This is a genomic window from Mesorhizobium sp. C089B, assembly GCF_030323125.1.
In the GTDB taxonomy this organism is placed as follows: Bacteria; Pseudomonadota; Alphaproteobacteria; order Rhizobiales; family Rhizobiaceae; genus Mesorhizobium.
On record NZ_CP100469.1, the window covers coordinates 3,938,579 to 3,963,519 of the forward strand.

A 24,941-nucleotide genomic window follows, 5' to 3' on the forward strand; every position below is an offset into this window, starting at 1 on the left:
CGTCCGTTGATTACATTGTCTTTCCAGCGGCGAAGGCGTCGCGCTGGCCCTGACGTTCGGCGTCGGGAGCGGAAACCAGGCCGTACTGGGCGAGCGGGCTTTCCGGGCCGATCATCTGGTCATCAAGGAAGAACTCGACATATTCCTTGAGGCCGGGAACGACGCCCAGATGCGCCTTCTTGACGTAGAAGAACAACGGCCGCGACACGGGGTACGTGCCATCGGCGATGGTCTGCGTCGAAGGCACGATGCCTTCCACGGTAGCGACCTTCAGCTTGTCGGCATTGTTCTCGTAGAAGGCGAGGCCGAACACGCCAACGCCGGTCTTGTTGGAGTCGATGCGGGCCAGCGTCTCGGTGTAGTCGCCGTCAATGTCGACAGCCTTGCCGTCTTTGCGGATGGCGATGCAGGTCTTGCCGATTTCCTTGTCGTCGGCGATGCCGGCAGCCTTCAAAGCGGCCTTGTCGCAGCCGGCGTCGAGCAGCTTGGTCTCGAACACTTCACGGGTGCCGTGCTTCTCACCCGGGATATAGGCGGCGATATCCCAGTCGGGCAGCTTCGGATTGACCTGGTTCCACTTGGTGTTCGGGTTGTCGACCAGCTTGCCGTCGACCACCAGCTTGGCGGCGAGCGCCTTGTAGATGTCGGCGGGAACCAGCGCCCAGTCCGGACCCTTGATGTCGGTGGCAAAGACGATGCCGTCATAGCCGATGCGGACTTCCTGGACGTCCTTGACGCCGGCGTCGGCGCAGGACTTCAGCTCGTCCTTCTTGATCGGGCGCGAGGAGTTGGCGATGTCGATCGTGTCTTCGCCGACCCCCTTGCAGAACTCCTTGATACCGGCGCCACTGCCGCCGGACTCGACCACCGGGGTCTTGAAGCTGGTGAAGGTTTCGCCGAACTGCTCGGCGACGATCTTGGCGTAAGGCAGCACGGTCGACGAACCGGCGACCTGGATCTGGTCACGCGCAGCGGCGACACCGGACGATGCGGCGAACGCTACCGCCACGGCCGATGCCGTAACGAGGAATTTCTTCATGTGGCCTGCTCCTGTTCGGAAGATGGTCTCTTGGCGCCCTCTTCAAACCGGCGCCCGCTGAGGCCAATAGCCTTCGATTATTACAGTCGCATGACAGTTTCGTGTCAGCCCGGTAACGTCGCACAGACGCCTCGTGAGCCGCAGCCTTTAAGCCGGTTTGTGGGGATGGAAGTTGCCGCTGGAATCAGACGCTTGCGCGATTCGTGCTGGCATCAAGTCCCGGCAGATCGCAGGCCGCGATGCCGAGAAAGAAAAACCGGACGGGAGCGCGTTGCCCGTGGCCAGAGCGAATCTTGGCCGAGCCATCGCCAAAAACAGGTCCGTTGGGGTAGATTCGACGCTGTTTCTTGTCGGCGGTCGCTTGCTCCCGCCCGTAACTGAATGAGCGGTTTCGTTGCGACCATTGTCCTGACTGGGCGCCAGCTTTGATATGGTGCGATCGCACCATAGCCTTGGCTGTTGCGGCGCGGCCGAATCCCGGCGGCGCCGCAGGTTGCTATCCAGCGTCTCGTTGGGCTTCGCCTGATATGCCGACCCAGCGCTCGACCTTTTCGAGCAGCGCCCTGGGGCTGATCGGCTTGGGCAAATAGTCATCCATGCCGGCTTCCAGGCAGCGCTCGCGGTCGCCCTTCAAGGCATGCGCGGTGACGCCGACGATCGGGATATGCATACCCGTATGTTCTTCAAGCCGGCGAATTGCGGCGGTGGCCTCGAGCCCGTTCATCTCCGGCATCGAGACGTCCATCAGGATCATGCGCGGATTAAGCCGGCCGAAGGCATCGAGCGCCTTGCGCCCGTTGCCGACGATTTCGAAACTGTAGCCGGTTTCGCCGATTATCTGGGTGAACACCATCTGGTTTACTTCATTGTCCTCCGCAACGAGGATGTCGAGCCGGCGTTCATCCCCGGCGGCCCGGGCGCGGGCACGAACCGGCGGCGGTTGCAGCAGGGCCCGTTCCGAGGCAGCGAGCGGCGGCTTTGCCGGCGACGGTTCGTTCCTGCCGCCGCCGGAACCGCTGCTTGCCGCCGGCAGCACACGGCCGCCCGTGATATTGTGATGGTGGCGCTGGATGGTGGCGACCAGCGTTTCCAGAAGCACCGAGGAGCGCGCCGGCTTGATCAGCTGGGCGTCGATGCCGAGATCGCGATAGCTGGTGTTGGCGAGCGACTGGTCGACCGAAGTCAGCATGATGATCGGCGTGTCGGCCAGCCCTGCGGTGCTGCGCACGACGCGCGCCATCTCGGCGCCGCTCATCCCCGGCATCTGATAATCGAGCACGACGCAATCGACCGGCACGCCGTAGGCAGCCGCGGCGACCAGCACCTTGAGCCCTTCGGGTCCGCTTTCGGCGGCGCAGGAATCGAAGGTCCATGACGCCATCTGCTCGCTCAGGATCGATCGGTTGACGGCATTGTCGTCGACGATCAGCACCCGTGAGCCGGTCACGTCGACCGGCATGATCCGCCGTCCGGTCTGTTCCTCGGCCCTGGGCAATGTCACGGTGAACCAGAAGGTCGAGCCCTTGCCTTCGGCGCTCTCGACACCGATCTCGCCGCCCATCAACTCGACCAGCCGCGAGGTGATGGCGAGCCCGAGCCCCGTGCCTTCGTGGCGTCTGGTCGACGAGGTGTCGGCCTGACTGAATTTTTCGAAGACGAGCTTCAGTTTCTGCTGCGGAATGCCGATGCCGGTGTCGGTGACCGAAACGGTAAGCTTTGTCCCCGTCGGCCCCCTTTGTCCGGTCACGTCGACCAGCACGTGGCCTTCGTCGGTAAACTTCACCGCGTTGCCGACCAGATTGGTGACGATCTGCCTCATGCGACCGACATCGCCGACGAACAGGCTTTCCAGGCCCGGCTCGACGCGCACGATGAGCTCGAGGTCCTTCTCCTTGGCGCGCGTCGATATCAGCGTCGCCACATCCTCGATCGCTTCGGGCAGGTTGAAGGGCGCAGGGTCGAGCACCAGCTGTCCGGCATCGATCTTGGAGAAGTCCAGTATGTCGTTGATGATGGTCAAGAGCGCGTTACCCGATTTGACGATGATGTCGGTGAACGTCTTCTGCTTGGGATCGAGGTCGGATTTGGCCAGCAACTCGGCCATGCCGAGTACGCCGTTCATCGGCGTGCGGATCTCGTGGCTCATATTGGCCAGGAATTCCGACTTGGCGCGGTCGGCCAACACGGCGCGCTGGCGCGCCTCGCGCAGTTCGGCCTCGCGCAGCTTCAGTTCGGTGATGTCGGTGGTCGACCCAATCAGATAGAGCGAACCGTCGGACGCGATCATCGCGCCCTTGCGGGCGAACTGGTGGCGCACGCTGCCGTCGGCAAGCGTCACCGTTTCCTCGATCTCCTGTGTATCGCCTGTGCGCAGCACGGCGAGATCGCTGTTGACGAAGGCTTCGCCGTCCTCGCCGAAAATCTCGATGTCCGTCTTGCCGATCGCGTCTTCCCTGCGGAGGCCGGTGAGGTCGCACCAGCCCTTGTTGACGTAGAACTGCCTGAGGTCGGAGCGCTTGGCGTAGATCGACACCGGCACGTTGTCGATGAGATTGCGGAACACCTCGTTCTCGCGCATGCTCTCTTCCAGCGCCTGCTCGCGTGCCTTGACGTCGGTGATGTCGGTGCTGGAGCCGACCAGGTGCACCGACCCATCGAGCGCCACCAGCCGGCTCTTGCGCGTCATCAATTGCCGCACCGTGCCGTCGCGATGGGTAACGGGCTCCTCGATCTCGCGGCCGCGGCCGGTGACGACGACCTGGGTGTCGTCATGGGCGTAGGTTTCGGCGTCGTCTATGCCGAAAAGCTGGAGATCGGTTCGGCCGATGACCTCCTCCTTGGGGATGCCGGTCAGCGCGCACCAGGCCTTGTTGACGAATTCCATGCTCAGATCCTGCGCCTTGATGAAGGCGGCGACCGGCAGTTCGTCCATGACGTGGCGGAACAGGTCGATCTGGCGCATGCTTTCCTGCAGCGCCTTTTCGCGGCTCTTGATCTCCGAGATGTCGACGCGCACGCCGATGAAGGTGCCGTCCTCGGTGCGCATATCGTAGACCTGATACCAGCGGCCGTCGGGATTGCACCGTTCGTAGGAGGAGTTCGGCAGGCGGTAGCGGGCGAGAATGGCATCCAGCCAGATGTCTCGATCGCCGTCATAGAGCTTGTCGGTCTCCGGATCGCCACTGAAGCGGAAATATCCCACGGAATGTCCAAGTTCCAACGCCTCGCGGAAGGTGCGGCCGGGCTGCCATGCCGGTTTCAGCGCCGGCAGCGTGTCCTGCAGCTTGCGATTGGCAAAGATGAACTTGTCGTCGCGGTCATAGATGATGACGGCGGCCGGCAGCGACTCCAGCACCGTGGCGAGGTTCTTGCGCGCGTCCTCGGCCTCGGTCTCGCGGCGCTTCATGTCGGAAATGTCGAACAGGAAACCGGCGACATAGTTGCGGCCACTGGGCATGCCGACGCGGTTCTTGCGCACGATGCGCGAGCGGCTGGCGCCCTCGGCGTCGAAAGTCTCCTCGACCTCGTAGGGCGTGCCGGTCGCCAGCACGGCGCGTTCGCTGTCTTCGAATTGCGCGGCGTCCTTTTGCTTGAGGAAGTCGCCGCCGGGCCTGCCCAGCATCGCTTGCGGGCTCTGTCCGAACAGTGCCGAAAACGCCTCATTGACGAAGACGAAACGCAGATTGTCGTCCTTGACGAAGATCGGGTCCTTGACGCCGTTGATCACCGCCTCGGCCAGCCGCGATTTCTCCAGCGCATGGGCGAGTTCAGCCTCGCGATCCTTCATGTTGGTGACGTCGACATAGGAGATCAGCCTTTTGCCGCCGGCGAGCGGCGCCAGCGATGCAATCAGCGTACGGCCGTCATTGCGTGGCAGTTGCCTGGAGCCCACCAGGCCGGCCGAGATTTCTGCTTCGCGCTCGGCGATGTGGTCCTGCCATTCCGCATCGTCAGCACCGTACGGGTCCATATCGCGGCTGGCCTGCATCAGTTCGCGGAAGCCGCAGCCGATCCTGGCGCGTCGGGGATCGATTTCCCAGAAATCATAGAAGGCGCGGTTGATCACCTCCGCCCGCATGTCCGCATCAAGGACGAGCACGCCGATCGGCATCTGGTCGACCATCGTGCGAAGATTGGCGAAGGTCTCCGTGATTTTGGCGTTGGCACTCTCGATCTCTGCGTCGCGACGCTTGAGCTCGGAGACGTCGTAGTAGGTCAACAGCCGCTTGCCGCCGGACAATGCCGTCACCGAGAACATCATCGTCCTGCCGTTGGCATGGAGAAATTCGCGTGGCGCAACCGAGCCGGCGCTGATCTCCTCGATGCGGGTGGCTAGGTAGTGCTGCCACTGCTGTTCATCGAGATCGCCGTAGATGCCGTTGCGGCGGTTGAGTTCCATCAACAGACTGAACGGCGCGCCGACAGTGACGGCGCCATCGGGAATCCTGGAGAGCTCGCGATAGGCCTTGTTGACGATGAGTGTGCCGAGCTTTTCGTCAAGCAGCACGACGCCCATATGCATGGCATCCATCGTCCGCTCGAGATCGGCGAGGTGCTGCGTGGCCTCCCCGGCCGGGGGATCGCTCTCGTCCTGCCGCAGTTCGTCCAGCGCACCGGCCAGTGCCGTGACGTTGCGGCCGATGCCGCGATAGCCGATGAATTCGCCTTCGCCGTCGAACCGCGGGGAACCGGTGATCGAAACCCAGCGGCAGGCGGGACGGCCGCCCTTCAACTCATAAACAAAGTCGCGAAACGGCCGATGCGCCTGCAGATCCTCCAGATGCGCGGCGGCGTGTCGATTGCCGTGCACCATCTGCTTGAGGAAATCGAAGCGGAAACGGCCAAGAATGCTGGCGGGATCGATGCCGGTGGCGGCCTGGTAGTTCTCCGAAAGCCAGGAAAAGCGCAGCTCGGCGTCGGTCTCCCAGACCCAGTCGGCGCCGGCCTCGACCAGTTCGCGCAGCGCTTCGGGCGAACCCCCGACGGACGTATCCTCGCCGTTCACCACCCCTTTTCGGGAACCGCGTCCGCCGCGTGTTCCAACAGTCCCGTCAGCCATCCCGTTCCCACCCCGAAAGCCAAGGCCGAACCCCCTCAGCGGTTCGCCGGCGGAATTTGCCCGAGAAGCATTAATGATCCGCTAACCATAACCAATCCAGACTGCGGCCAGAGCCACATTGCCCTGCGGTATTCCGCCGGTTGTCGGCGGAACCCCGGCCGGGCTATAAGTCGGCGGGGGTGTTGCTGATGACGGGTTGGATCGTGCCTTGTTTCCTGTGCCTGGCGCTGCTTGCGGGCAGCGGCTGCGCACGCAGCTATGACGGCACGGTGGTGATCCCGAAGCCGCTCGATATCAGGCGGGTCTGGGATCGCGATCCGTCGCAGACTGAGGCCAGCCGGATGCAGGCGGCAGCCGGTGTGTTTCCGACGCCGCCGCCGCAGGAGCCCTACCGGCCCGCGGCACGCAGGCACACAACACAAATAGCTGCGCCAAGGCGGCACGTCAGGTCCAGCCCGCCCAGCATGGCTTCCGAACCGGCCAATCCGCTCACCTGCAAGAATGTCAGCGAACCCGGCAAACGCTACAGGATGGTTTGCGAATAGCTGGTACTAGTGCAATTCCAGGAAAAGTGTGAAACGGTTTTCCGTCCGGAATTGCGTAAAACAAAGACATAGAGCGGTTCGCCGTTTCGGTGAAACGGTGAAACGCTCTAGGCGCAGGTTACTCCGCCGGGAAGAAAGCCGGCCCGACCACCCTGACCGGCCGCGAGCCGGCCAATGGCTCGACCGGTTGTCGCTGGGCGGCGCCCCTGGCCTCTGCAGCGTCTGCGCCAGGCTGGGGAAGTTGCGCCACGGTGCCAAGATCCGGCTTCGCTGACGGCAAAGGAATGATCGCGTTGGCCATATTGGCTGGCGTCACCGTGCGCGCTCTCAGCTCGGCAACGCGCCGGTGATAGCGCTTGAGGTCGCAGGCCCTGAAGTTCGCATCATCGCGATATTTGAAGGCCGTCGGCAGGTCCTTGTAGGATGTGCGCGTATCGAGCGCGACCATCTCTTCGGTTTCAAGGCTTGGGTCACTGAGCATGTACAGGTCGACGCCGGCATCGTCGCAGATGTAGCGGCACTGATCGACCATCTCCTTGACATCGCCGCCTTGCACGAACTGCGATTTCGGCGCCGGGAAGAAATAGCCGTCGGAGAGACGAACGCAAAACAGCATCGAATTGCTGCCGATCATGGCACCAGCCGGACGCTGTCTTTGTTGCCCGGCGGCGGGCCTGCAGCCGAGCGCGACGAGCCTGGCCTGCAGTCCGGACGCATCCCGGCGCGAAATCGCGGCGCCGGCGATCTGGCGTTGCACCTGTGTGCGGCTTTTGGCGAGGTCGGCGCAAGCATTGAAGAAGCCCCCCACCGCACTTTGCGCCGTGCACCGGCGTTGCCTCTCCAGCCCCTGGATCGCCGCAAGCTGGCGACGTAGCTGCGCAAGCTCGGAGCTGATCCCGCCGCTGCGGCCGGACGGTGCCAGCTGGCTCCTGAGCGCGGCGCATGGATCGGCAAGGGAAGCCGAAATGCCGAGGACGCTTGCCGCTACCGACACCAGTGCAAAGGTCACGACAAGCCACAAACGCATCATCGGCGACACCTGGTTCCTTGTACCCCTGTGGAGCCGATCGCCGCTCCAGCCGATTGAGCCTCAATGCGGGAGGTAAGTCTAATTCAAGAGACGCCAGCAACCGCCAGGTATTTTATGCCGAGTGTATTATGCCGGTTCCTGTAAATTCGCTATTACACTTTTGTTTCAAGATGAGACGAAGCCAGGCTCGGGCGAGCCAGGCCGCCCGCAATCATCGATCCCGCGTTATCGGGCCCTTGCGGATGAAACCTTTCTCCGGTGTCTCGCGTTGTGTCGGGCAAAGGAGACGAAGATGTCTATTCACTTCACTGTCTCTGGCCTGACCAGGAACCTGTTCCACTCGCTGGGGCTGGACCATGAGCGGGCGCCGAGAGCGCTCGATCCCGAACAGAGCCTGTTGCTGGAATGCTATCTGGCCGGACAGATTCCGGAATCCGCCTGGGCCGACTACGTCTTCGAGACGCCGGAACTGCAGCGGCATGTCGATATCAGACGCCTGCACAACTGATCAGAGCAACTTCAGGAAAAGTGTGAGTCGTTTTTCCGGGAAAAGCGCGTAGCGCTTTCCCCTGGGAATTGCGTCAAGACAACGAGAGAGGGGGTCGCCGTTTCTGTGAAAACGGTGAAACGCTCGCCCGCTCGCCTACTGCTTGGGCGAAGCGAATTGCACGGTGAAGACATTGCCCGCGACGCCTTGCGCCAGCGTCGGCGAGAAGCTCAACGGCAGGCACTTTTGCAGGGCAGTGGTTGCGGCGTCGACGAACGACTTCCTGGTATCCGCATCGCCATCGACCTTGATCCTGATGTCAGACTTTACGGCATGAGACGGGCCTGATGGCGCATCGGCGAAAAGCAAAAGGCCGGCATTGCGCCGACCTTTCCCTTCACCCTTGCGCCAGTACATCCGTGGTCGCGCGGTGCCTTCAATAGACAGCGTTCTGGTTAATGAATCCTTAGCTTTACGCGCTGGCCTGCGACTTCACATAGGCGATGTAGCCGCGCACGTCGCCGGCCGGCTCGGCATAGGCCTTGCCGAGTTTCTTCTCCATCGCCGCGACATACTCCTTGGCCCATTTTGGCAGCGCATAGTCGATGACGGCCAGGAACTCCAGCGTCGATGCCAGGCGTATGTCGGCGATCGACGGGTGCTTGCCGCCGATGAACGGCTTGCCGTCCCTGAAGAAGGAGTGAAACACCTCCAGCGGCTCGGCAATCGCCGCCATGGCGGCCTTCTGCGCCTCGGACTTCTTCTCCGGATGAGCGTCGCTATGGCCGACCTCGCCGGCATAGTGCGGGAAACCCAGCGCCGGATAGGTGGCGCGCGCCACATAGGGGTAGAGCGTGCCGATCAGGTAGAACATGGCGCTGTCGACCATCGCCCGCTTGGCCGGTGCCTTGGGATAGAATTTCTCCAGCCCGTGCTTGTTGGCGAGATACTGCATGATGGCACAGCTCTCCCACAGCACGCCGCGCGGCAGCCCCTTGTCCTCGATCATCGGCGTCAGATGCGCCGGATTGCGCGCCATATATTCCGGCGACCGCGTGTGGCCCCAGGCGTCGGTCTCGGCGGCGTCGAACCCGGCTGCACGGGCAAACACCCGAACGGTCATGTTGTTGACGCTTGGCTTCAGCATCGAGAGCTTCAGCGCAGGTTTTTTCGCCGCCTTGGCCTTCGGCGCGGATTTCCTGGCAGCCGGCCTCGTCGCGGTTTTGGCGGCCGGCTTTGCGGCTGCCTTCGGCGCGGCCTTTACGGCCGCTTTTGCCGCCGGCTTCACTGCCTCTTTTACTGCTGGCTTGGCCGCTGGTTTGCCAGCGCTCTTAACTGTCTTTGCCATTGTGGTCCTCCCCTTTTGCTGGCCGTCGGTATGGATTCTTCGGCGTCCGGTCGTCTGACAAGGTCGCGCGCGACCATTCGACCAGCGTCTGGATCGCGTCGGCAAGGTGTACTTCGGCGATGTTGTAGTCGCCGCGCGCAACGCGCAGCTTGTGCGCCTGCATCAGCACGTCGGCATGGGTGAAACCTGCCGGCGGATCGAAGCGATAGGAGGCGAGTTCGATCAAGAGGCCGAGCGGATCCTCGAAATAGATCGAATCCATGAAGCCGCGATCCTTGACGCCGCTGTGCTTGATGGCGCGCTCATCGAGCCGAGCGACCGCCTGCAGGAAGGTCACGCGCGACACCGAGAACGCAATATGATGGACGCAGCCCGGTTCGGTCGGCGTGCGCCGCTTGACCGGCGTGCGGCTCTCGTCGGTGAAGACGGTGATCAGCCTGCCGTCGCCGGGATCGAAATAAAGATGGCTTTCGCTTGGCTTGTCGAGGTTGGGCTGCTCGAAAATGAACGGCATGCCGAGCACGCCCTCCCAGAAATCGATCGAGGTCTGGCGGCCGGCGCCGACGAGCGTGATGTGATGGACGCCCTGCGACTGCAGTTTCTGCATCGGTCTCCTCCTCGCCGACCCCTCGCCTTCCGGGGCGAGCTTGGATCCCGCCACCTCATACCATCGCCGCACGCCATGCGCGTGGCCGATGTGCATGCCTGGCGGCGTTTCCCCCTATCTGTTCCCCGGCGTTTTGCGCGCCGTAACGAGCCCTTTGGAAAGGCTTCGTACAATGATGCTAGTGCAATTGGCAGCGCCGCGCCAGAAGCGACGATAGCTAACGATGCGTGGAGAGCCAAGCGCTCAAGGTTGTCGAATCTTGGCTAAGCGACGGCTCTAAGTTCGGCCTCCGCCAGCGTGCCCAGGCCCGCGCATTCGGCGCATGCCATGGTCTGCCCGGGACAGCCGGCCCGATGCGTACCTTGCGGGCAGCAATGCCCTTTCGACTCACGCCATTTCAAGCAATCGAAAACCTGCCCGCTGCCGTGACAGCGCGAGCATATCATTTTTGCCGAACTCATACTTGCTATGCCCAACCAAATCCGCGTTGCCGCAGATGCTATCCCCGCACCGCAAGTAACAGAGATCGCTACGCTTTCAAGCGTCGCGGCCTGACTTAAATTGGGTGTATTCGGGTGCGCGGACTTGCCGAATTTCGCTGATGCCGCCGACCCTCGCGGTCACACGCGATCCGCGCGGCTGCTGCCCGAAATTTTCGATGATGCGGAAGGAAAGTCGTTGCTTGGTACGCCCAAGGGGAATCGAACCCCTGTTCCCGCCGTGAGAGGGCGGTGTCCTGACCGCTAGACGATGGGCGCGTTCAAGAACCGGCGATATAGGCTGACGGTTTGGAAAAAGCAACTGGCTTCGAACGGCCGGACCGCTTCTGTGCAATGTCGGTTCGTGGACCTAGCGTTTCGGCTCGATCAGGTCCCACAGATTGCCATAGAGGTCGGCGAAAACCGCCACGGTGCCGTAAGGCTCATGGCGTGGCGTTTCGTGAAACTCGACGCCGTTTTCCAGCATCGTCGCATGGTCCCTGGCAAAATCATCGGTTTCGAGAAACAAAACCACGCGGCCTCCGGTCTGGTCGCCGACGCGGCTCTTCTGCACATCGTCCAACGCTTCCGCCAGAAGCAGCCGGGGCCCTTGCCCGACCGCCGGCGTTACCGTCACCCAGCGCTTGCCGTCGCCGAGCTCGATGTCGTCGCAGAGGACAAAGCCAAGCTTGCCGACATACCAGGCGATCGCCTCGTCATAGTCGGCGACGACGAGCGTGATGGTTGCGATGCGGCGATGGTCGGCAAACCCGGTCATTGTTTCGGCCCGCTCATTTGTTGCGGATGGCGAAGCGGCCGATGATACGGCGCTCGGCGATGTCGTAGACGAAGATGGTGCGGCTGCCGTCGCTGATCTCGGCGTCGATCGAAATGCGATTGCCCGACAGAGCCTGGCTGATCACCTTGGCTCCGACCGGGAGCACTATGTCGGCCACGAGCGGCTCGCCGGGCGGAACTGGAATGTCGTTGGCGAGCGGCGGGTTCGCGGGCGGCGCTTTGCGCGATTTGTAGACAATGGCCGCGATCACCACCATAAGGGCCAGCAAAAGCAGGCCGAGATTGATGGCCATGAAACGGATGAGCCTGCCGCGCACCTTTTCGATCTCGGGATCGAGCGGCTTTTCTTCTTCATCGGCAACGGGCCGGGCCATGGCAGAACTTTCCGGAACTTTTTTCGATGAGCGCTCATAGCGAAGAGACCCCTGAATTGATAGAGGCTGGACAATTCATAGAGGCGGCGCCGACCGTGCTCGAAGCCGGCGCGGAAGCGGCCGGCCAGCGCCTCGACCAGTGGCTGGCGAGCGCCCTCGGGCCTGACATGTCGCGCAGCCGGGTGCAGATGCTGATCCGGCAAGGTGCCGTTTCGATCGACGGCAAGCCGGTCGACGAGACCAAGCGCAAAATGAGTGCCGGCGAGCGCGTATCGGTCGTCATGCCCAAGCCCGAACCGGCCGAACCGCAAGGCGAGCCCATCGCGCTCGACGTGCTTTATGAGGACGACGAGCTGATCGTCATCAACAAGCCGGCCGGCCTCGTCGTCCATCCCGGCGCCGGCAACTGGACCGGCACGCTGGTCAATGCCCTGATCCACCACTGCGGCGACAGTCTTTCAGGCATTGGCGGCGTCAGGCGGCCGGGCATCGTCCATCGGCTGGACAAGGAAACCAGCGGCGTCATGGTGGTGGCCAAGACCGACCGCGCCCACAAGGCGCTGTCGGAGGCCTTTGCCGACCACGGCCGCACCGGCGACCTCGAACGTGCTTATTTGGCGCTGGTCTGGGGAATCCCGTCGCGGCCGACCGGAACGGTCGACGCGCCGCTTGGCCGTGCCGCCGACCGCGTGCGCCGCGCCGTCGTGCCGGAAGGCCGTGACGATGCCCGCCACGCCGTGACCCATTTCACCGTCAAGGAGCGTTTCGGCGAGGGCCAGCAGGCGTTCGCCACCGCCAGCCTGGTCGAATGCCGGCTGGAAACCGGCCGCACCCACCAGATCCGCGTCCACATGGCCCATATCGGCCATCCCGTCATCGGCGACCCCGATTACGGCCAGGCCTTCCGCACCAAGGCCAACCGGCTGCCCGAACTGCTGAAGGGTCAGGTCAAGGCATTTTCCAGGCAAGCTTTGCATGCCTGGCTTCTTGCATTTCGGCACCCGGCTACCCATTTACCGATGAGGTTCGAGGCGCCGATACCGGGGGACATGGAGGAACTCGTCGGCGGCTTCCGCAAACTCTGAACCCGAGCAATTCCAGGAAAAGTGTGAAACGGTTTTCCGTCCGGAATTGCGTCTAAACAAGCCAGCTAAAACCTGAGCGGCATTGTTCACTTCAGCGTGACACACTGTTTCGTGTTGAACAAATGCCTGTCTTTTCTGGTTTTGTTCCTATATAAATCAGTTGCCGCGGGCGAGCCTTTTGGTGCTCGCGTCACATGCCCGCCGCGTTTCGGGGGCATCACTCCAATAGAGAGGGGGCGCAATCATGGCCCAGTCACTACCCAGTATTGTTTCCGGCGAAGGCGGCCTCAGCCGCTACCTGGAAGAAATCCGCCGCTTTCCGATGCTTCAGCCGCAGGAAGAGTACATGCTCGCCAAGCGCTACGCCGAGCATGAAGACACTTCCGCTGCGCACAAGCTCGTCACCAGCCATCTTCGGCTCGTCGCCAAGATCGCCATGGGCTATCGCGGCTACGGCCTGCCGATCGGCGAAGTGATCTCGGAAGGCAATGTCGGCCTGATGCAGGCCGTCAAGAAATTCGAACCCGAGCGTGGCTTCCGCCTCGCGACCTACGCCATGTGGTGGATCAAGGCCTCGATCCAGGAGTACATCTTGCGCTCGTGGAGCCTGGTCAAGATGGGCACGACCGCCAATCAGAAGCGCCTGTTCTTCAACCTGCGCAAGGTGAAGGGCAAGATCCAGGCGCTGGACGATGGCGACCTCAAGCCCGACCAGATCACCGAGATCGCCACCCGGCTGAACGTGTCGGAAGCTGAAGTCGTGTCGATGAACCGCCGCCTGTCCGGCGACGCGTCGCTGAACGCGCCGATCCGCGCCAGCGAAGGTGAATCCGGCGAATGGCAGGACTGGCTGGTCGATGACCACGAAAGCCAGGAAGACATGCTGATCGAGCAGGACGAGCTGGAAAACCGCCGCGGCATGCTGTCGGGCGCTCTGGCCGTGCTCAACGATCGTGAGCGGCGCATCTTCGAGGCCCGCCGCCTCGCCGAGGAGCCGCTGACGCTGGAAGAACTGTCGTCCGAGTTCGACATCAGCCGCGAGCGCGTGCGCCAGATCGAGGTGCGCGCCTTCGAGAAGGTGCAGGACGCGGTCAAGGCCGCCGCCAAGCGCCAGATGCAGGCGCTGCGCACGATCGAGGCGCAGCCGGCGGCCTAAGGCTGGGTTCGGTTAAGGAACAGAAGGCGGCGTCGGGAAACCGGCGCCGCCTTTTTTGTTTTGTCGTCCGTCGGCGGTTAGCGAAAGTCGGACAACAGCTGATCTCCCCCTTGAGGGGGAGATGTCCGGCAGGACAGAGGGGGGCGTGACGGATCGCAGCTTGCGATTTTAACTATCCCCAACCTGGAATTGTTCGAGCACACAGCCAAAGGTCAGCGGGACAGCACCCCCCTCTGCCCTGCCGGGCATCTCCCCCGCAAGGGGGAGATCGGCAGCTTCGCCACTGCCCTCTCAAAGCCCATCAAGCGGAAACTTCAGATACCGCCTCCCATTGGCCTCCGGTTCCGGCAGCCGTCCACCATTCATGTTGACCTGCAGCGCATGCAGGATCAGCCGCGGCATCGGCAGTGTCTTGTCGCGCGCTTCGCGCAAGTCGACGAACTCGGCTTCGCTGCGCGCCGCAACGAGGTGGATATTCTTTGCCCTCTGCTCGGCGACCGTGCTCTCCCAGCACGGCTCGCGCCCGCCGGCCTGATAGTCGTGGCCGACGAACACCCGCGTATCGTCCGGCAGCGCCAGAATGCCCTCAATCGAATGCCACAGCCGCGCGGCACTGCCGCCGGGAAAGTCCGTCCTTGCCGAGCCGCTGTCGGGCATGAACAGCGTGTCGTGGACGAAGGCTGCGTCGCCAATGACATAGGTGATCGAGGCGAGCGTGTGGCCGGGCGAGAACAGCACCTTGACCGGCAGGTTGCCGATCATGAACGTTTCGCCTTCCCCAAACAGCCGGTCCCACTGCGAGCCGTCTGCGGGGAAATCCGGCCAGTTGTAGATCGCCTTCCACAGCGCCTGGACTTCGATGATCCTGTCGCCGATCGCCGTCGGCGCGCCGGTCTTTTCCCGGAGATAGTGCGCCGCCGAGAAATGATCGGCATGCGGATGGGTGTCCAGGATCCACTCGAGCTCCAGCCCGTTTTCGCGGATAAAATCCAGCAAGGCGTCGGCATTCTTCGTCGCCGTCGCGCCGGATTTTTCGTCGAAATCGAGGATCGGGTCGATGACGGCGCAGCGTCTCGTCACCGGGTCGGTGACGACATACTGGATGGCGCCGGTCGGCTTGTCGTAGAAGCCGGCGACCTCAGGTTTGGCCGAAGCGATGTCCAATGTCCGGCCCCCCTGCCCCTTGCCCGACAGGAACCGTTTTCTCCGTCGGGTTGAACAAGAGCATGGTCATCTGGCAAAGCGCGCCGGTCAAGCACGCCTTGCCACAAATAGGACTGAAGCCCCAAATAGCTCCGGCGGAGAAAACCTAGGCTGACGGCTGCTTGGTCTTCCTGAGATAGGGCAGGATCGTCTCGAAAGCGCCAAAACGCTTGACCGCATCTTCGTTCGAAACCGCGGCGGTGATGATCACATCCTCGCCCTGCTTCCAGTTGGCCGGCGTCGCCACCTGGTGCTTGGCCGTCAGCTGCATGGAATCGACCGCGCGCAGGATCTCGTCGAAGTTGCGGCCCGTCGTCATTGGGTAAGTCAGCACCAGCTTGATCTTCTTGTCCGGCCCGATGACATAGACCGAGCGCACCGTGGCGTTGTCGGCCGGCGTGCGGCCTTCCGACGTCTCGCCGGCGCCCGCCGGCAGCATGTCATAAAGCTTGGCCACCTTGAGGTCCTTGTCGCCAATCAGCGGGTAGTGCACCGTCTGGCCGGTCGCCGTCTTGATGTCGGCCTGCCACTTGTCGTGGCTCGCAACGGGATCGACGGAAATGCCGATGACCTTGACGTTGCGCTTCTTGAACTCGCCTTCGAGCCCCGCCATCGTGCCCAGCTCGGTGGTGCAGACCGGGGTGAAATTCTTCGGATGGCTGAACAGGATCGCCCAGCCGTCGCCGATCCAGTCATGAAACTTGATCGGCCCTTGCGTGGTCTCGGCGGTGAAGTCAGGCGCGATGTCGTTGATACGAAGGCTCATGGCATTATTTCCCCAGCAACAGATTTCGTCAGGAGCGGCCGTGGACGGCGTCAACGCTCCGGCATTCCCGCATCTTAGCGCAAAAATCGCGGCTGCAGGACAATAGAAAACTATTATTGGCGACGGAACGAGCACTTTCGTTCTACGGACCGACGTTGGGCCGACAATCTTTCGTTTGTGCGGGAAAGGCTCAGGCCTTGTTGACCGCCAGCGACGTGGCCAGGTCTTCCATGCGCTGGGCGAGCGCGCCGAGCGCGCTGGTCAGCACAGTGTCGTTCTTGTCGGCCTTGGTCAGCGCTTCGTCGCGCGTCTTGCGCAGCGTCTGCACTTCGGTCTCCATGCCCTTGACCCGCTTCTGCAGCTCCGAAAGCTCGTCCATCACCATGATGCCGGCCATCACCGTCAGCCGCTGGTCGCCGATCTCGCCGAACGAATCCTTCAGATGCGAGACATAACGGTCGAACCGCTCGGCGAGGTCGATCAGGTGCTCTTCCTGACCCTCGTCGCAAGCCATGCGATACTGCTTGCCGTCGATGGAAACCGTGACCTGTGCCATGGCCTGCAGCTCCTACCTGTCCAGCACCGCGCGGATGGTTTCCATGGCGGTCACCAAGCGGCGCGACACTTCCTTGTTGGCATCTTCCAGCCGTTCGGCGCGGGCTTCGGAATTGTCGAGTTCCTGCGCCAGCCGTGAACGGTCGGCGTTCATGCGCTGCACCTCAGCCTCGGCTTCGGAATAGTCGCGCTCGTGCTCGAGCTTGGCCGCGACGGCGTTTTCCAGCCCCTCGATGGCCTTGCCCAGCCTGTGGATGACTTCCTTGAGTGTGGTTTCGCCGGTCATGGCCTTCGTCCTGTGCCCTGCCCATCACCGAATCGCTTCGCGTTCAGAACGCGTTAACAAGGAAACATTAGGCACCGGGTGAAGGCAACGTCAACAAAGCTCTCGCGACTGTCCCCCGCTAACGCTAATGTAGGTCGCCCCATAAGGTCTCAAAGCCATCACAAGACCGGCAAATGTGCAGCCGATTTGTTGACTAAAAGCCCGTGGCTGCTATGTGTCGCGCACTCTTTCCTGGGCTCTGCCAAGCCCACAAATCCCCACCCCGGAGGTACCATGACGTCGCGTGAACAACATGACCGGATGGCCAATGCGATCCGTTTTCTCTCCATGGACGCCGTCGAGAAGTCCCAGTCCGGCCATCCCGGCCTGCCCATGGGCTGCGCCGACATCGCCACAGTGCTGTTCACCCGCTTTCTGAAATATGATCCGAAGAACCCCCATTGGCCGGACCGAGACCGCTTCATCCTGTCGGCCGGCCACGGTTCTATGCTGCTCTACTCGCTGCTGCATCTGACCGGTTACGAGGACATGACCCTCGACCAGATCAAGCATTTCCGCCAGCTGGGTTCCAAGACTGCCGGCCATCCCGAATACGGCCATGCCACCGGCATCGAGACGACGACCGGCCCGCTCGGCCAGGGTCTCGCCAATTCGGTCGGCTTCGCGCTCGGCGAGCGCATCATGAACGCCGCCTTCGGCAACGACCTCGTCGACCACTACACCTATGTCCTGGCCGGCGACGGCTGCCTGATGGAAGGGGTTTCGCAGGAAGCCATCGCGCTGGCCGGGCACCTCAAGCTCAACAAGCTGATCGTCTTCTGGGACAACAACAACATCTCGATCGACGGTCCGGTTTCGCTTGCAGACAACACCGACCAGGTCGCCCGCTTCCAGGCCTCGGGCTGGAACGCCAGCCACATTGACGGCACCGACCCCGAGGCAATCGCCTACGCCATCGAAGCCGCCCGCCATTCCGACAAGCCGACGATGATCGCCTGCAAGACGACCATCGGCTTCGGCGCCCCGACCAAGGCCGGCACCAACAAGGCGCACGGTTCGCCGCTCGGCGCCGACGAGATCGCAGGCGCGCGGAAATTCTTCAACTGGGACTCGCCGCCCTTCGAAATTCCGGCCGACATTCTCGACGCCTGGCGCACCGCCGGCAAGGCCGGCGTCAAGCCGCGCACCGACTGGGAAGGCCGGCTCGCCAAGGCCAAGCCTGAGTTGAAGGCCGAGTTCGAGCGCCGCCTTGCCGGCAAGCTGCCGTCGAATTTCGATGCCGTCATTGCCGACTACAAGAAGAAGCTGTCGGCCGACAAGCCGAAGGTCGCCACCCGCAAATCGTCGGAAATGGCGCTGGAAGTCATCAATGGCGCGGTGCCGGAAACCATCGGCGGCTCTGCCGACCTCACCGGCTCCAACAACACCAAGACCAGCCAGACCAAGAACATCACGCCGGACGATTACGGCCAGCGCTATGTCCACTACGGCATCCGCGAGCATGGCATGGCGGCCGCCCTCAACGGCCTGACGCTGCATGGCGGCCTCATCGCCTATGGTGGCACCTTCATGTGCTTCTCCGACTATGCCCGTCCGTCGATGCGGCTGGCGTCGCTGATGGGCATCCGCTCGATCTTCGTCATGACCCATGATTCGATCGGTCTGGGCGAAGACGGGCCGACCCACCAGCCGGTCGAGCACCTGGCGGCGCTCCGCGCCATCCCCAACCACAATGTCTTCCGTCCGGCCGACGCGGTGGAAACCGCCGAATGCTGGCAGATTGCCATTGAATCGGAAAAGACCCCGTCCACCCTGGCGCTGACCCGCCAGAACCTGCCGACGGTGCGCACCGAGCACTCGGCCAGGAACCTCAGCAGCCAGGGCGCCTATGAACTGGCCGCGGCGAGCGGCGAAGCGGCGGTGACGATCTTCGCGACCGGCTCCGAGGTCGAGATCGCGCTCGGCGCCCGTGATTTGCTTGAAAAGCATGGGCACCCGACCCGCGTCGTCTCGGTGCCTTGCTTCGAACTGTTCGACCGGCAGAGCGACGCCTACCGCAAGGAGACGATCGGCAACGCGCCGATCAAGATGGCGATCGAGGCCGGCATCCGCCAGGGCTGGGATCACCTGATCGGCTCCGACGGCATCTTCATCGGCATGACCGGCTTCGGCGCTTCCGGCACCATCGAGCAGCTCTACCCGCATTTCGGCATCACCGCCGAAGCCGCGGCCAAGGCCGCGGAAGCCCGCCTGCACGGCAAGTAAGATCAGGGTCAGTCCCGCGCACCTCCAAGGCGGATTCGCGGGGCTGGACCAACCTAATCGATTTAAATTCGGCCTTCTGCGGCTGGATTCTTGTGCCATCCGCCGCTATGAAGCTGCGGACCCATCTGCCGCCTCCAGCTCCCAGGGAGAGTAAAATGACCGTCAGAGTTGCCATCAACGGATTTGGCCGCATCGGCCGCAACATCCTGCGCGCCATCCATGAATCCGGCCGCAAGGACATCGACGTCGTCGCCGTCAACGACCTCGGCCCGGTCGAGACCAACGCGCATCTGCTGCGCTATGACAGCGTGCACGGCCGCTTCCCGCACGAAGTGTCGGTCTCGGGCGACCAGATCACCGTCGGCAAGGAGACCTTCAAGGTCACCGCGATCAAGGACCCGGCGCAGCTGCCGTGGAAGGAGCTCGGCATCGACATCGCGCTCGAATGCACCGGCATCTTCACCGCCCGCGACAAGGCTGCCGCGCACTTGACCGCTGGCGCCAAGCGCGTCGTCGTCTCCGCGCCTGCCGAAGGTGCTGACCTCACCGTCGTCTACGGCATCAACCACGACAAGCTGACCAAGGACCACATCGTCATCTCGAATGCGTCCTGCACCACCAACTGCCTGGCGCCGCTGGCCGCAGTGCTGCACGAGACCGTCGGCATCGAAAAGGGCATGATGACGACGATCCACTCCTACACCGGCGACCAGCCGACGCTGGACACCATGCACAAAGATCTCTACCGCGGCCGCGCGGCTGCCCTGTCGCAGATCCCGACCTCGACCGGTGCGGCCAAGGCGATCGGCCTGGTGCTGCCCGACCTCAAGGGCAAGCTCGACGGCATCTCGATCCGCGTGCCGACCCCCAACGTCTCGGTTGTCGACTTCAAGTTCATCGCCAAGCGCGCCACCACCGTGCAGGAGATCAACGAAGCGGTGATCGCCGCCTCCAACGGCAAGTTGAAGGGCATTCTCGGCGTCACCCATCACCCGAATGTGTCGATCGACTTCAACCACGATCCGCGCTCGTCGATCCTGGCGCTCGACCAGACCAAGGTCATGGACGGCAACTTCGTTTCGGTGCTGTCCTGGTACGACAATGAGTGGGGCTTCTCTAACCGCATGGCCGACACCTCGGTCGCCTTTGGCAAGACCATCGCCTGACCTGAAGGCATCGTCTCGCAGCTTCGAACGCCCGGCTTGTCCGGGCGTTTTTCGTCAGGGCGGCGGGCAAGGCGCGCCAAGCCGCCAAACGCCGGAAAATCAGCGGCATCAGGCAAAAAGCCATCCTTGCGCCTTGCACCGGCCATGCCTTCGCCCCACTCTCCCGTGAATCGGTAGAAAGAGGAATTCGAGGGGCAAATCACGGATGGAGCATGCGATCTATCTCGTCACGCTGGTCGGCACAGCGCTAGTCGTCGCCGCAGCGTTCTCGAGCCTGATCGCCTTCCGCTTCGGCGCCCCTTTGCTGCTGCTCTTCCTCTGCATCGGCCTCGCCAGCGGCGTCGATGGTCTCGGCATCGAATTCGACAATGCGCGCGTGGCATATTTTGCCGGCTCGCTGGCGCTGGCGGTCATCCTGTTCGATTCCGGTTTCGGCACGCCGCTCAACGCGCTGCGCCAGGCGGCCGGACCGGCGGTGTCGCTGGCGACCTTCGGCGTAATCCTGACCACTGGCCTGTTCGGCGCCGCCGCCTATTACCTGCTCGACCTCAGCTGGCTGGAATCCTTCCTGCTCGGCGCCGCGGTCGCCTCGACCGATGCGGCGGCCGTCTTCTTCCTGCTACGCGCCGGCGAGATCAATCTGCGCGAACGCGTGCGCGCGACACTGGAAGTCGAATCCGGCACCAACGACCCGATCGCCATCTTCCTGACCATCACGCTGGTCGAGATCATCGCCGCCCACGCCAATCCCGAGACCCATGTGCTGGTCACCGACCTGATCCTCGGCTTCCTGCTCAATATGGGGCTCGGCGCCGTCGTCGGCGTGCTTGGCGGGCTCGGCATCGTGCGCCTCGTCGACCGGCTCAACCTTGACCATGGCTTGCTGCCGATCTTCGTGCTGACCCTGTCACTGATGGTGTTCGCCGCGGCCGGCGCCATTGGCGGCTCTGGCTTCCTGGCGGTCTATCTCGCCGGGCTCATTGCCGGCAACTCCGACATCCGCGCCGTCACCATCCTGAAGCGCTTCCAGGACGGCATGTCGTGGCTGGCACAGATCATCATGTTCCTGATCCTCGGCCTGTTCGCGACACCCTCGCAGTTTCCGGCGATCATGGTGCCGGCGGTGCTGCTCGGCCTATTCCTGATGTTTGTCGCGCGCCCTGTCGCCGTCTGGCTCTGCCTGATCCCGTTCCGCCTGCCGCGTCCCGAGATCGCCTTCGTCTCCTGGGTCGGCCTGCGCGGCGCCGTGTCCATCCTGCTTGCCATCACCCCGCTGCTCGGCGGACTGGAGAACGGCCGCACCATCTTCAACGTCGCCTTCATCATCGTGCTGGTATCGCTGGTGGTGCAGGGCTGGTCGGTCGGTCCGCTGGCGCGCCGGCTCGGCCTGATCGTGCCGGCGAGGCTCGGGCCGCTCGACAAGGTCGAACTCGAACTGCCGGGCTCCGCCCATCACGAACTGCTCGCCTACCGCGTGGCGCCCGGCAGCCCGGTGGCGCGCGGCGAGCGTATCCCGCGCTGGGCACGGCCCTCGTTGGTGCTGCGCGACGGCCGCTCGATGCGTTTCCAGGACATGGGCCGGCTCGCGGCCGGCGACCAGGTTTATATCTTCGTGCCCGACCGCTATCCGCGCCTGCTTGACAAGCTGTTTGCCAGCCGCGCCGTAGTCGACCCCGAGGATGCCGACTTCTTCGGCGCCTTCGCCGTCGATCCCGCCCGCTCGGCCGCAGAGCTCGAGGCCGCATACACACCGGGATTGAGCGAAGCCGAGCAGAAGCTCACCGTCGGCGCGCTGGTGACGGCAAGGCTTGGCGGCCATGCCGAATATGCCGACCGGGTGCTGATCGGCCCGATCGAATTGATCGTCCGCGACGTCGACGACAAGGGCAAGATCACCGGTCTCGGCCTCTCCTTCGAGCCGACCGCGCCGGTGGCGCGGGTTCCGGTGTTCCTGAGCGCCGGCGAGATCGGCGATCGTGTCTCCGCCTTCATCCGCAACTGGCGCAAGCCGACCGAGACGCAGACTGCAGAGGCGACAGCCAATGAGAAGGCCCTTGAGCCGACGGCGGAAAAGATAACGACAGAAGGCTGACAAGCGATCGGTTCACGCTGACGTCCCGCATCATCACGACAGCCTTCGCCTTGATCTCAAAATTTAGCTCGCACCCCGGCTCAAGCCTTGCATCGTCATCGATGCGAGGTATGGTCCCGGCGATTTTCCACGGAAAGGAACCCGCATGGCCGCCTTCAAGACACTCGACGATATCGGCAATATCAGCGGCAAGCGCGTGCTGGTGCGCGTCGACCTCAACGTGCCCGTCGCCGACGGCAAGGTCACCGACGCCACCCGCATCGAACGCATCGCGCCGACCATCGCCGAGCTGTCCGGCAAGGGCGCCAAGGTCATCCTGCTCGCGCATTTCGGCCGCCCGAAGGATGGTCCCTCGCCCGAATTCTCGCTGGAGCCGATCGCCAAGGCTGCCGCGGAGGTGCTTGGCCGCCCCGTCGGCTTTGCCGGCGACTGCGTCGGCGACACGGCGGGCAGTGCGGTCGCCGCCATGAACAAGGGCGATGTGCTGCTGCTGGAAAACACCCGCTTCCACAAGACCGAGGAGAAGAACGACCCGGCCTTTACAGAGCGGCTCGCCGCCAATGGCGATATCTTCGTCAACGACGCCTTTTCCGCCGCCCACCGGGCACACTCCTCGACCGAAGGCCTGGCGCGGCTGTTGCCGTCCTATGCCGGCCGCACCATGCAGGCCGAGCTCGAGGCGCTGGAGAAGGGGCTCGGCAATCCGGTCCGCCCTGTCGTCGCCATTGTCGGCGGCGCCAAGGTGTCGACCAAGATCGACCTGTTGATGAACCTGGTGAAGAAGGTCGACGCGCTGGTGATCGGCGGCGGCATGGCCAACACTTTTCTCGCCGCGCGTGGCACCGCTGTCGGCAAGTCGCTGTGCGAGCATGACCTTGCCGCGACCGCCAAGCAGATCATGATCGAGGCCGCCGAGGCCGGCTGCGCCATCATCCTGCCTGTCGACGGTGTCGTCGCCAAGGAATTCAAGGCGGGTGCGGCCAGCGAGACCGTTGCCATTTCGGATGTCCCGGCTGACGGCATGATCCTCGATGTCGGCGAAAAGACCGTGAAGACGATCGGTGAATGGATCGACCGCGCCGCGACGCTGGTCTGGAACGGCCCGCTCGGCGCCTTCGAGATCGAGCCTTTCGACCACGCCACGGTGGCTGCGGCAAAGCACGCGGCGTCCCGCACCAGGGCCGGCAAGCTGGTCTCGGTCGCCGGTGGCGGGGACACGGTGGCCGCCCTCAACCATGCCGGCGTCGCCGACGATTTCACCTATGTCTCGACCGCCGGCGGCGCTTTCCTCGAATGGATGGAAGGCAAGCCGCTGCCCGGCGTCGACGTGCTGAAGAAACAAGCCTGACCGGATTGGGGGGCACAAAAACGGACGCCAGGAACTTTCAACCGATTCGAGCTTTCCGATGCCATTCCTTTGGCGGTAGAGTTCCGTTAAGCGCGGAACAACGCCGTCAAGGAGAAGCAAAATGAGCGAACGTCTCGAAGACATTGCCGCCGCGATGGTGGCCGGCGGCAAGGGCCTGCTGGCCGCCGATGAGAGCTCCGGCACCATCAAGAAGCGCTTCGACGTTATCGGCGTCGAATCGACCGCCGATAGCCGCCGCGACTACCGCGAGATGATGTTCCGCGCCAAGGACGCAATGACGAAGTACATCTCCGGCGTCATTCTCTACGACGAGACCATCCGTCAGAAGGCTGCCGACGGCACGCCTCTGGTCGACATCATCAAGGCGGCGAGCGCCATTCCCGGCATCAAGGTCGATGCCGGCGCCAAGCCACTCGCCGGCTTTCCCGGCGATACCGTTACCGAAGGCCTCGACGGCCTGCGCGAACGGCTCGCGGATTATTACAAGCTCGGCGCCCGCTTCGCCAAATGGCGCGCGGTGATCGACATCGACACCGGCAAGGGCGTGCCCTCGGTCAATTCGATTGGCTCCAACGCCCATGCGCTGGCCCGCTATGCCGCACTGTGCCAGGAGGCCGGCATCGTGCCGATCGTCGAGCCGGAAGTGCTGATGGACGGCGCGCACGACATCGACACCTGCTACGACATCTCGAAGGCAACGCTGATCAAGCTCTATGACGAGCTGCATGCGGCGCGCGTTGTGCTGGAAGGCACCATCCTGAAGCCGAACATGGTGCTGGCCGGCAGGAAGTCGGGCAAGGTGAGCAGCCCCGAAGAGGTCGCGGAAAAGACCATAAAACTGTTCCGCGAAACCGTACCGGCAGCGGTGCCGGGCATCGCCTTCCTTTCGGGCGGGCAGTCGGACGAGGAGGCGACCGCCAACCTCAACGCCATCAACGCCATCGGGCCGCATCCGTGGAAGCTGACCTTCTCCTATGGCCGCGCCTTGCAGGCCGCCCCACAAAAGGCCTGGAGCGGCAAGGCATCGAACGTCGCCTCCGGCCAGGCCGCCTTCACCCATCGTGCCCACATGAACCATCTGGCGGCGCTGGGACGATGGACGGCGAGCCTCGAACAGGCCGCCTGAGCGCAGTCCTCCCGTTGTCATACAACCCGGGCCGATGCGCCCGGGTTTTGTTTATGACAAGGCGGGCTTGGGACGGAGTTCGCCCATCCTTATCTCCTTTTCGGCA

21 protein-coding genes and 1 tRNA gene are annotated in these 24,941 nt (G+C 63.3%); 9 read left to right on the forward strand and 13 right to left on the reverse strand.

Annotation, left to right across the window (positions count from 1 at the left end):
- Positions 1–10: 10 nt before the first annotated feature.
- A complete protein-coding gene (locus NLY44_RS19475) occupies positions 11–1,039 on the reverse strand; it encodes a substrate-binding domain-containing protein (RefSeq protein WP_023806533.1) in 1,029 nt (342 codons plus the stop codon).
- Between the two features lie 496 nt (positions 1,040–1,535).
- Positions 1,536–6,044 carry a PAS domain-containing hybrid sensor histidine kinase/response regulator gene (locus tag NLY44_RS19480; RefSeq protein WP_245263868.1) on the reverse strand — a complete coding sequence of 1,503 codons (4,509 nt, stop codon included), beginning with the start codon at positions 6,042–6,044 and terminating at the stop codon, positions 1,536–1,538.
- A gap of 242 nt (positions 6,045–6,286) precedes the next feature.
- Here NLY44_RS19480 and NLY44_RS19485 point away from each other — a divergent pair, with 242 nt between their 5' ends.
- Complete coding sequence (locus NLY44_RS19485; protein WP_023693676.1) at positions 6,287–6,643, forward strand: hypothetical protein; 357 nt, start codon at positions 6,287–6,289, stop codon at positions 6,641–6,643.
- 118 nt (positions 6,644–6,761) lie between these two features.
- Here the strand turns inward: NLY44_RS19485 and NLY44_RS19490 are convergent, their stop codons facing one another.
- Positions 6,762–7,673: a DUF2865 domain-containing protein gene (locus tag NLY44_RS19490; protein WP_023806531.1), complete on the reverse strand. Its 912-nt coding sequence runs from the start codon at positions 7,671–7,673 to the stop codon at positions 6,762–6,764.
- Positions 7,674–7,965: 292 nt separating this feature from the next.
- Here NLY44_RS19490 and NLY44_RS19495 point away from each other — a divergent pair, with 292 nt between their 5' ends.
- Positions 7,966–8,181, forward strand: a complete 216-nt coding sequence (locus NLY44_RS19495; RefSeq protein WP_023696431.1) for a hypothetical protein — start codon at positions 7,966–7,968, stop codon at positions 8,179–8,181.
- Positions 8,182–8,316: 135 nt separating this feature from the next.
- Here the strand turns inward: NLY44_RS19495 and NLY44_RS19500 are convergent, their stop codons facing one another.
- From NLY44_RS19500 to NLY44_RS19525, 6 genes are all read right to left on the reverse strand, one after another.
- On the reverse strand, positions 8,317–8,577 hold the full coding sequence (locus NLY44_RS19500; RefSeq protein WP_032887139.1) for a UCP034077 family protein: 261 nt from the start codon (positions 8,575–8,577) through the stop codon (positions 8,317–8,319).
- A gap of 55 nt (positions 8,578–8,632) precedes the next feature.
- Complete coding sequence (locus NLY44_RS19505) at positions 8,633–9,508, reverse strand: glutathione S-transferase family protein (protein ID WP_023696433.1); 876 nt, start codon at positions 9,506–9,508, stop codon at positions 8,633–8,635.
- The gene (locus NLY44_RS19510) at positions 9,492–10,115 is read right to left on the reverse strand and encodes a VOC family protein (protein WP_023696434.1); all 624 of its coding nucleotides are present in this window, start codon (positions 10,113–10,115) and stop codon (positions 9,492–9,494) included. Before NLY44_RS19510 ends, NLY44_RS19505 begins: the two co-directional genes overlap by 17 nt.
- A gap of 683 nt (positions 10,116–10,798) precedes the next feature.
- Positions 10,799–10,873: transfer RNA gene (locus NLY44_RS19515), tRNA-Glu, on the reverse strand.
- Positions 10,874–10,964: 91 nt separating this feature from the next.
- A complete protein-coding gene (locus NLY44_RS19520; protein WP_023735221.1) occupies positions 10,965–11,372 on the reverse strand; it encodes a VOC family protein in 408 nt (135 codons plus the stop codon).
- A gap of 13 nt (positions 11,373–11,385) precedes the next feature.
- A complete protein-coding gene (locus NLY44_RS19525; protein WP_023735222.1) occupies positions 11,386–11,766 on the reverse strand; it encodes a hypothetical protein in 381 nt (126 codons plus the stop codon).
- Between the two features lie 26 nt (positions 11,767–11,792).
- Here NLY44_RS19525 and NLY44_RS19530 point away from each other — a divergent pair, with 26 nt between their 5' ends.
- Together NLY44_RS19530 and rpoH are read left to right on the forward strand one after the other, a co-directional pair.
- A complete protein-coding gene (locus NLY44_RS19530) occupies positions 11,793–12,851 on the forward strand; it encodes an RluA family pseudouridine synthase (RefSeq protein ID WP_023806530.1) in 1,059 nt (352 codons plus the stop codon).
- Positions 12,852–13,095: 244 nt separating this feature from the next.
- A complete protein-coding gene (gene rpoH / locus NLY44_RS19535) occupies positions 13,096–14,007 on the forward strand; it encodes an RNA polymerase sigma factor RpoH (RefSeq protein WP_023670124.1) in 912 nt (303 codons plus the stop codon).
- Positions 14,008–14,298: 291 nt separating this feature from the next.
- On the opposite strand, the gene NLY44_RS19540 is transcribed toward rpoH, so the two are convergent.
- The 4 genes from NLY44_RS19540 to NLY44_RS19555 form a co-directional block, all read right to left on the reverse strand.
- Positions 14,299–15,171: an MBL fold metallo-hydrolase gene (locus tag NLY44_RS19540; RefSeq protein ID WP_023818423.1), complete on the reverse strand. Its 873-nt coding sequence runs from the start codon at positions 15,169–15,171 to the stop codon at positions 14,299–14,301.
- A 145-nt stretch (positions 15,172–15,316) separates the two neighbouring features.
- Entirely contained in the window at positions 15,317–15,976 is a 660-nt protein-coding gene (locus NLY44_RS19545; protein WP_023806528.1) for a peroxiredoxin, read from the reverse strand.
- A gap of 190 nt (positions 15,977–16,166) precedes the next feature.
- The gene (locus tag NLY44_RS19550) at positions 16,167–16,532 is read right to left on the reverse strand and encodes a cell division protein ZapA (protein ID WP_023670127.1); all 366 of its coding nucleotides are present in this window, start codon (positions 16,530–16,532) and stop codon (positions 16,167–16,169) included.
- A gap of 12 nt (positions 16,533–16,544) precedes the next feature.
- Positions 16,545–16,817, reverse strand: a complete 273-nt coding sequence (locus tag NLY44_RS19555; protein ID WP_023670128.1) for a DUF4164 domain-containing protein — start codon at positions 16,815–16,817, stop codon at positions 16,545–16,547.
- Positions 16,818–17,090: 273 nt separating this feature from the next.
- Between NLY44_RS19555 and tkt the strand changes: the two genes are divergently transcribed.
- The 5 genes from tkt to NLY44_RS19580 all read left to right on the forward strand — a co-directional run bounded on the left by tkt (position 17,091) and on the right by NLY44_RS19580 (position 24,835).
- Positions 17,091–19,082, forward strand: a complete 1,992-nt coding sequence (gene tkt, locus NLY44_RS19560; protein ID WP_023737393.1) for a transketolase — start codon at positions 17,091–17,093, stop codon at positions 19,080–19,082.
- 155 nt (positions 19,083–19,237) lie between these two features.
- Entirely contained in the window at positions 19,238–20,248 is a 1,011-nt protein-coding gene (gene gap, locus NLY44_RS19565; RefSeq protein WP_023683984.1) for a type I glyceraldehyde-3-phosphate dehydrogenase, read from the forward strand.
- A gap of 205 nt (positions 20,249–20,453) precedes the next feature.
- Positions 20,454–22,340, forward strand: a complete 1,887-nt coding sequence (locus tag NLY44_RS19570; protein ID WP_023683985.1) for a potassium/proton antiporter — start codon at positions 20,454–20,456, stop codon at positions 22,338–22,340.
- Between the two features lie 145 nt (positions 22,341–22,485).
- Entirely contained in the window at positions 22,486–23,688 is a 1,203-nt protein-coding gene (locus tag NLY44_RS19575) for a phosphoglycerate kinase (RefSeq protein ID WP_023806526.1), read from the forward strand.
- A 121-nt stretch (positions 23,689–23,809) separates the two neighbouring features.
- Positions 23,810–24,835 (forward strand): class I fructose-bisphosphate aldolase, encoded by a 1,026-nt coding sequence (locus tag NLY44_RS19580; RefSeq protein WP_023806525.1) that lies wholly within the window; start codon positions 23,810–23,812, stop codon positions 24,833–24,835.
- Positions 24,836–24,941: the final 106 nt, after the last annotated feature.

What these genes read in the sequence shown, in the direction of transcription:
- NLY44_RS19475 (WP_023806533.1), bottom strand. Translation starts at nt 1,039, where the DNA reads ATGAAGAAATTCCTCGTTACGGCATCGGCCGTGGCGGTAGCGTTCGCC.
- NLY44_RS19485 (WP_023693676.1), top strand. Translation starts at nt 6,287, where the DNA reads ATGACGGGTTGGATCGTGCCTTGTTTCCTGTGCCTGGCGCTGCTTGCG.
- NLY44_RS19490 (WP_023806531.1), bottom strand. Translation starts at nt 7,673, where the DNA reads ATGATGCGTTTGTGGCTTGTCGTGACCTTTGCACTGGTGTCGGTAGCG.
- NLY44_RS19495 (WP_023696431.1), top strand. Translation starts at nt 7,966, where the DNA reads ATGTCTATTCACTTCACTGTCTCTGGCCTGACCAGGAACCTGTTCCAC.
- NLY44_RS19500 (WP_032887139.1), bottom strand. Translation starts at nt 8,577, where the DNA reads ATGTACTGGCGCAAGGGTGAAGGGAAAGGTCGGCGCAATGCCGGCCTT.
- NLY44_RS19505 (WP_023696433.1), bottom strand. Translation starts at nt 9,508, where the DNA reads ATGGCAAAGACAGTTAAGAGCGCTGGCAAACCAGCGGCCAAGCCAGCA.
- NLY44_RS19510 (WP_023696434.1), bottom strand. Translation starts at nt 10,115, where the DNA reads ATGCAGAAACTGCAGTCGCAGGGCGTCCATCACATCACGCTCGTCGGC.
- NLY44_RS19520 (WP_023735221.1), bottom strand. Translation starts at nt 11,372, where the DNA reads ATGACCGGGTTTGCCGACCATCGCCGCATCGCAACCATCACGCTCGTC.
- NLY44_RS19525 (WP_023735222.1), bottom strand. Translation starts at nt 11,766, where the DNA reads ATGGCCCGGCCCGTTGCCGATGAAGAAGAAAAGCCGCTCGATCCCGAG.
- NLY44_RS19530 (WP_023806530.1), top strand. Translation starts at nt 11,793, where the DNA reads ATGAGCGCTCATAGCGAAGAGACCCCTGAATTGATAGAGGCTGGACAA.
- rpoH (WP_023670124.1), top strand. Translation starts at nt 13,096, where the DNA reads ATGGCCCAGTCACTACCCAGTATTGTTTCCGGCGAAGGCGGCCTCAGC.
- NLY44_RS19545 (WP_023806528.1), bottom strand. Translation starts at nt 15,976, where the DNA reads ATGAGCCTTCGTATCAACGACATCGCGCCTGACTTCACCGCCGAGACC.
- NLY44_RS19550 (WP_023670127.1), bottom strand. Translation starts at nt 16,532, where the DNA reads ATGGCACAGGTCACGGTTTCCATCGACGGCAAGCAGTATCGCATGGCT.
- NLY44_RS19555 (WP_023670128.1), bottom strand. Translation starts at nt 16,817, where the DNA reads ATGACCGGCGAAACCACACTCAAGGAAGTCATCCACAGGCTGGGCAAG.
- tkt (WP_023737393.1), top strand. Translation starts at nt 17,091, where the DNA reads ATGACGTCGCGTGAACAACATGACCGGATGGCCAATGCGATCCGTTTT.
- gap (WP_023683984.1), top strand. Translation starts at nt 19,238, where the DNA reads ATGACCGTCAGAGTTGCCATCAACGGATTTGGCCGCATCGGCCGCAAC.
- NLY44_RS19570 (WP_023683985.1), top strand. Translation starts at nt 20,454, where the DNA reads ATGGAGCATGCGATCTATCTCGTCACGCTGGTCGGCACAGCGCTAGTC.
- NLY44_RS19575 (WP_023806526.1), top strand. Translation starts at nt 22,486, where the DNA reads ATGGCCGCCTTCAAGACACTCGACGATATCGGCAATATCAGCGGCAAG.
- NLY44_RS19580 (WP_023806525.1), top strand. Translation starts at nt 23,810, where the DNA reads ATGAGCGAACGTCTCGAAGACATTGCCGCCGCGATGGTGGCCGGCGGC.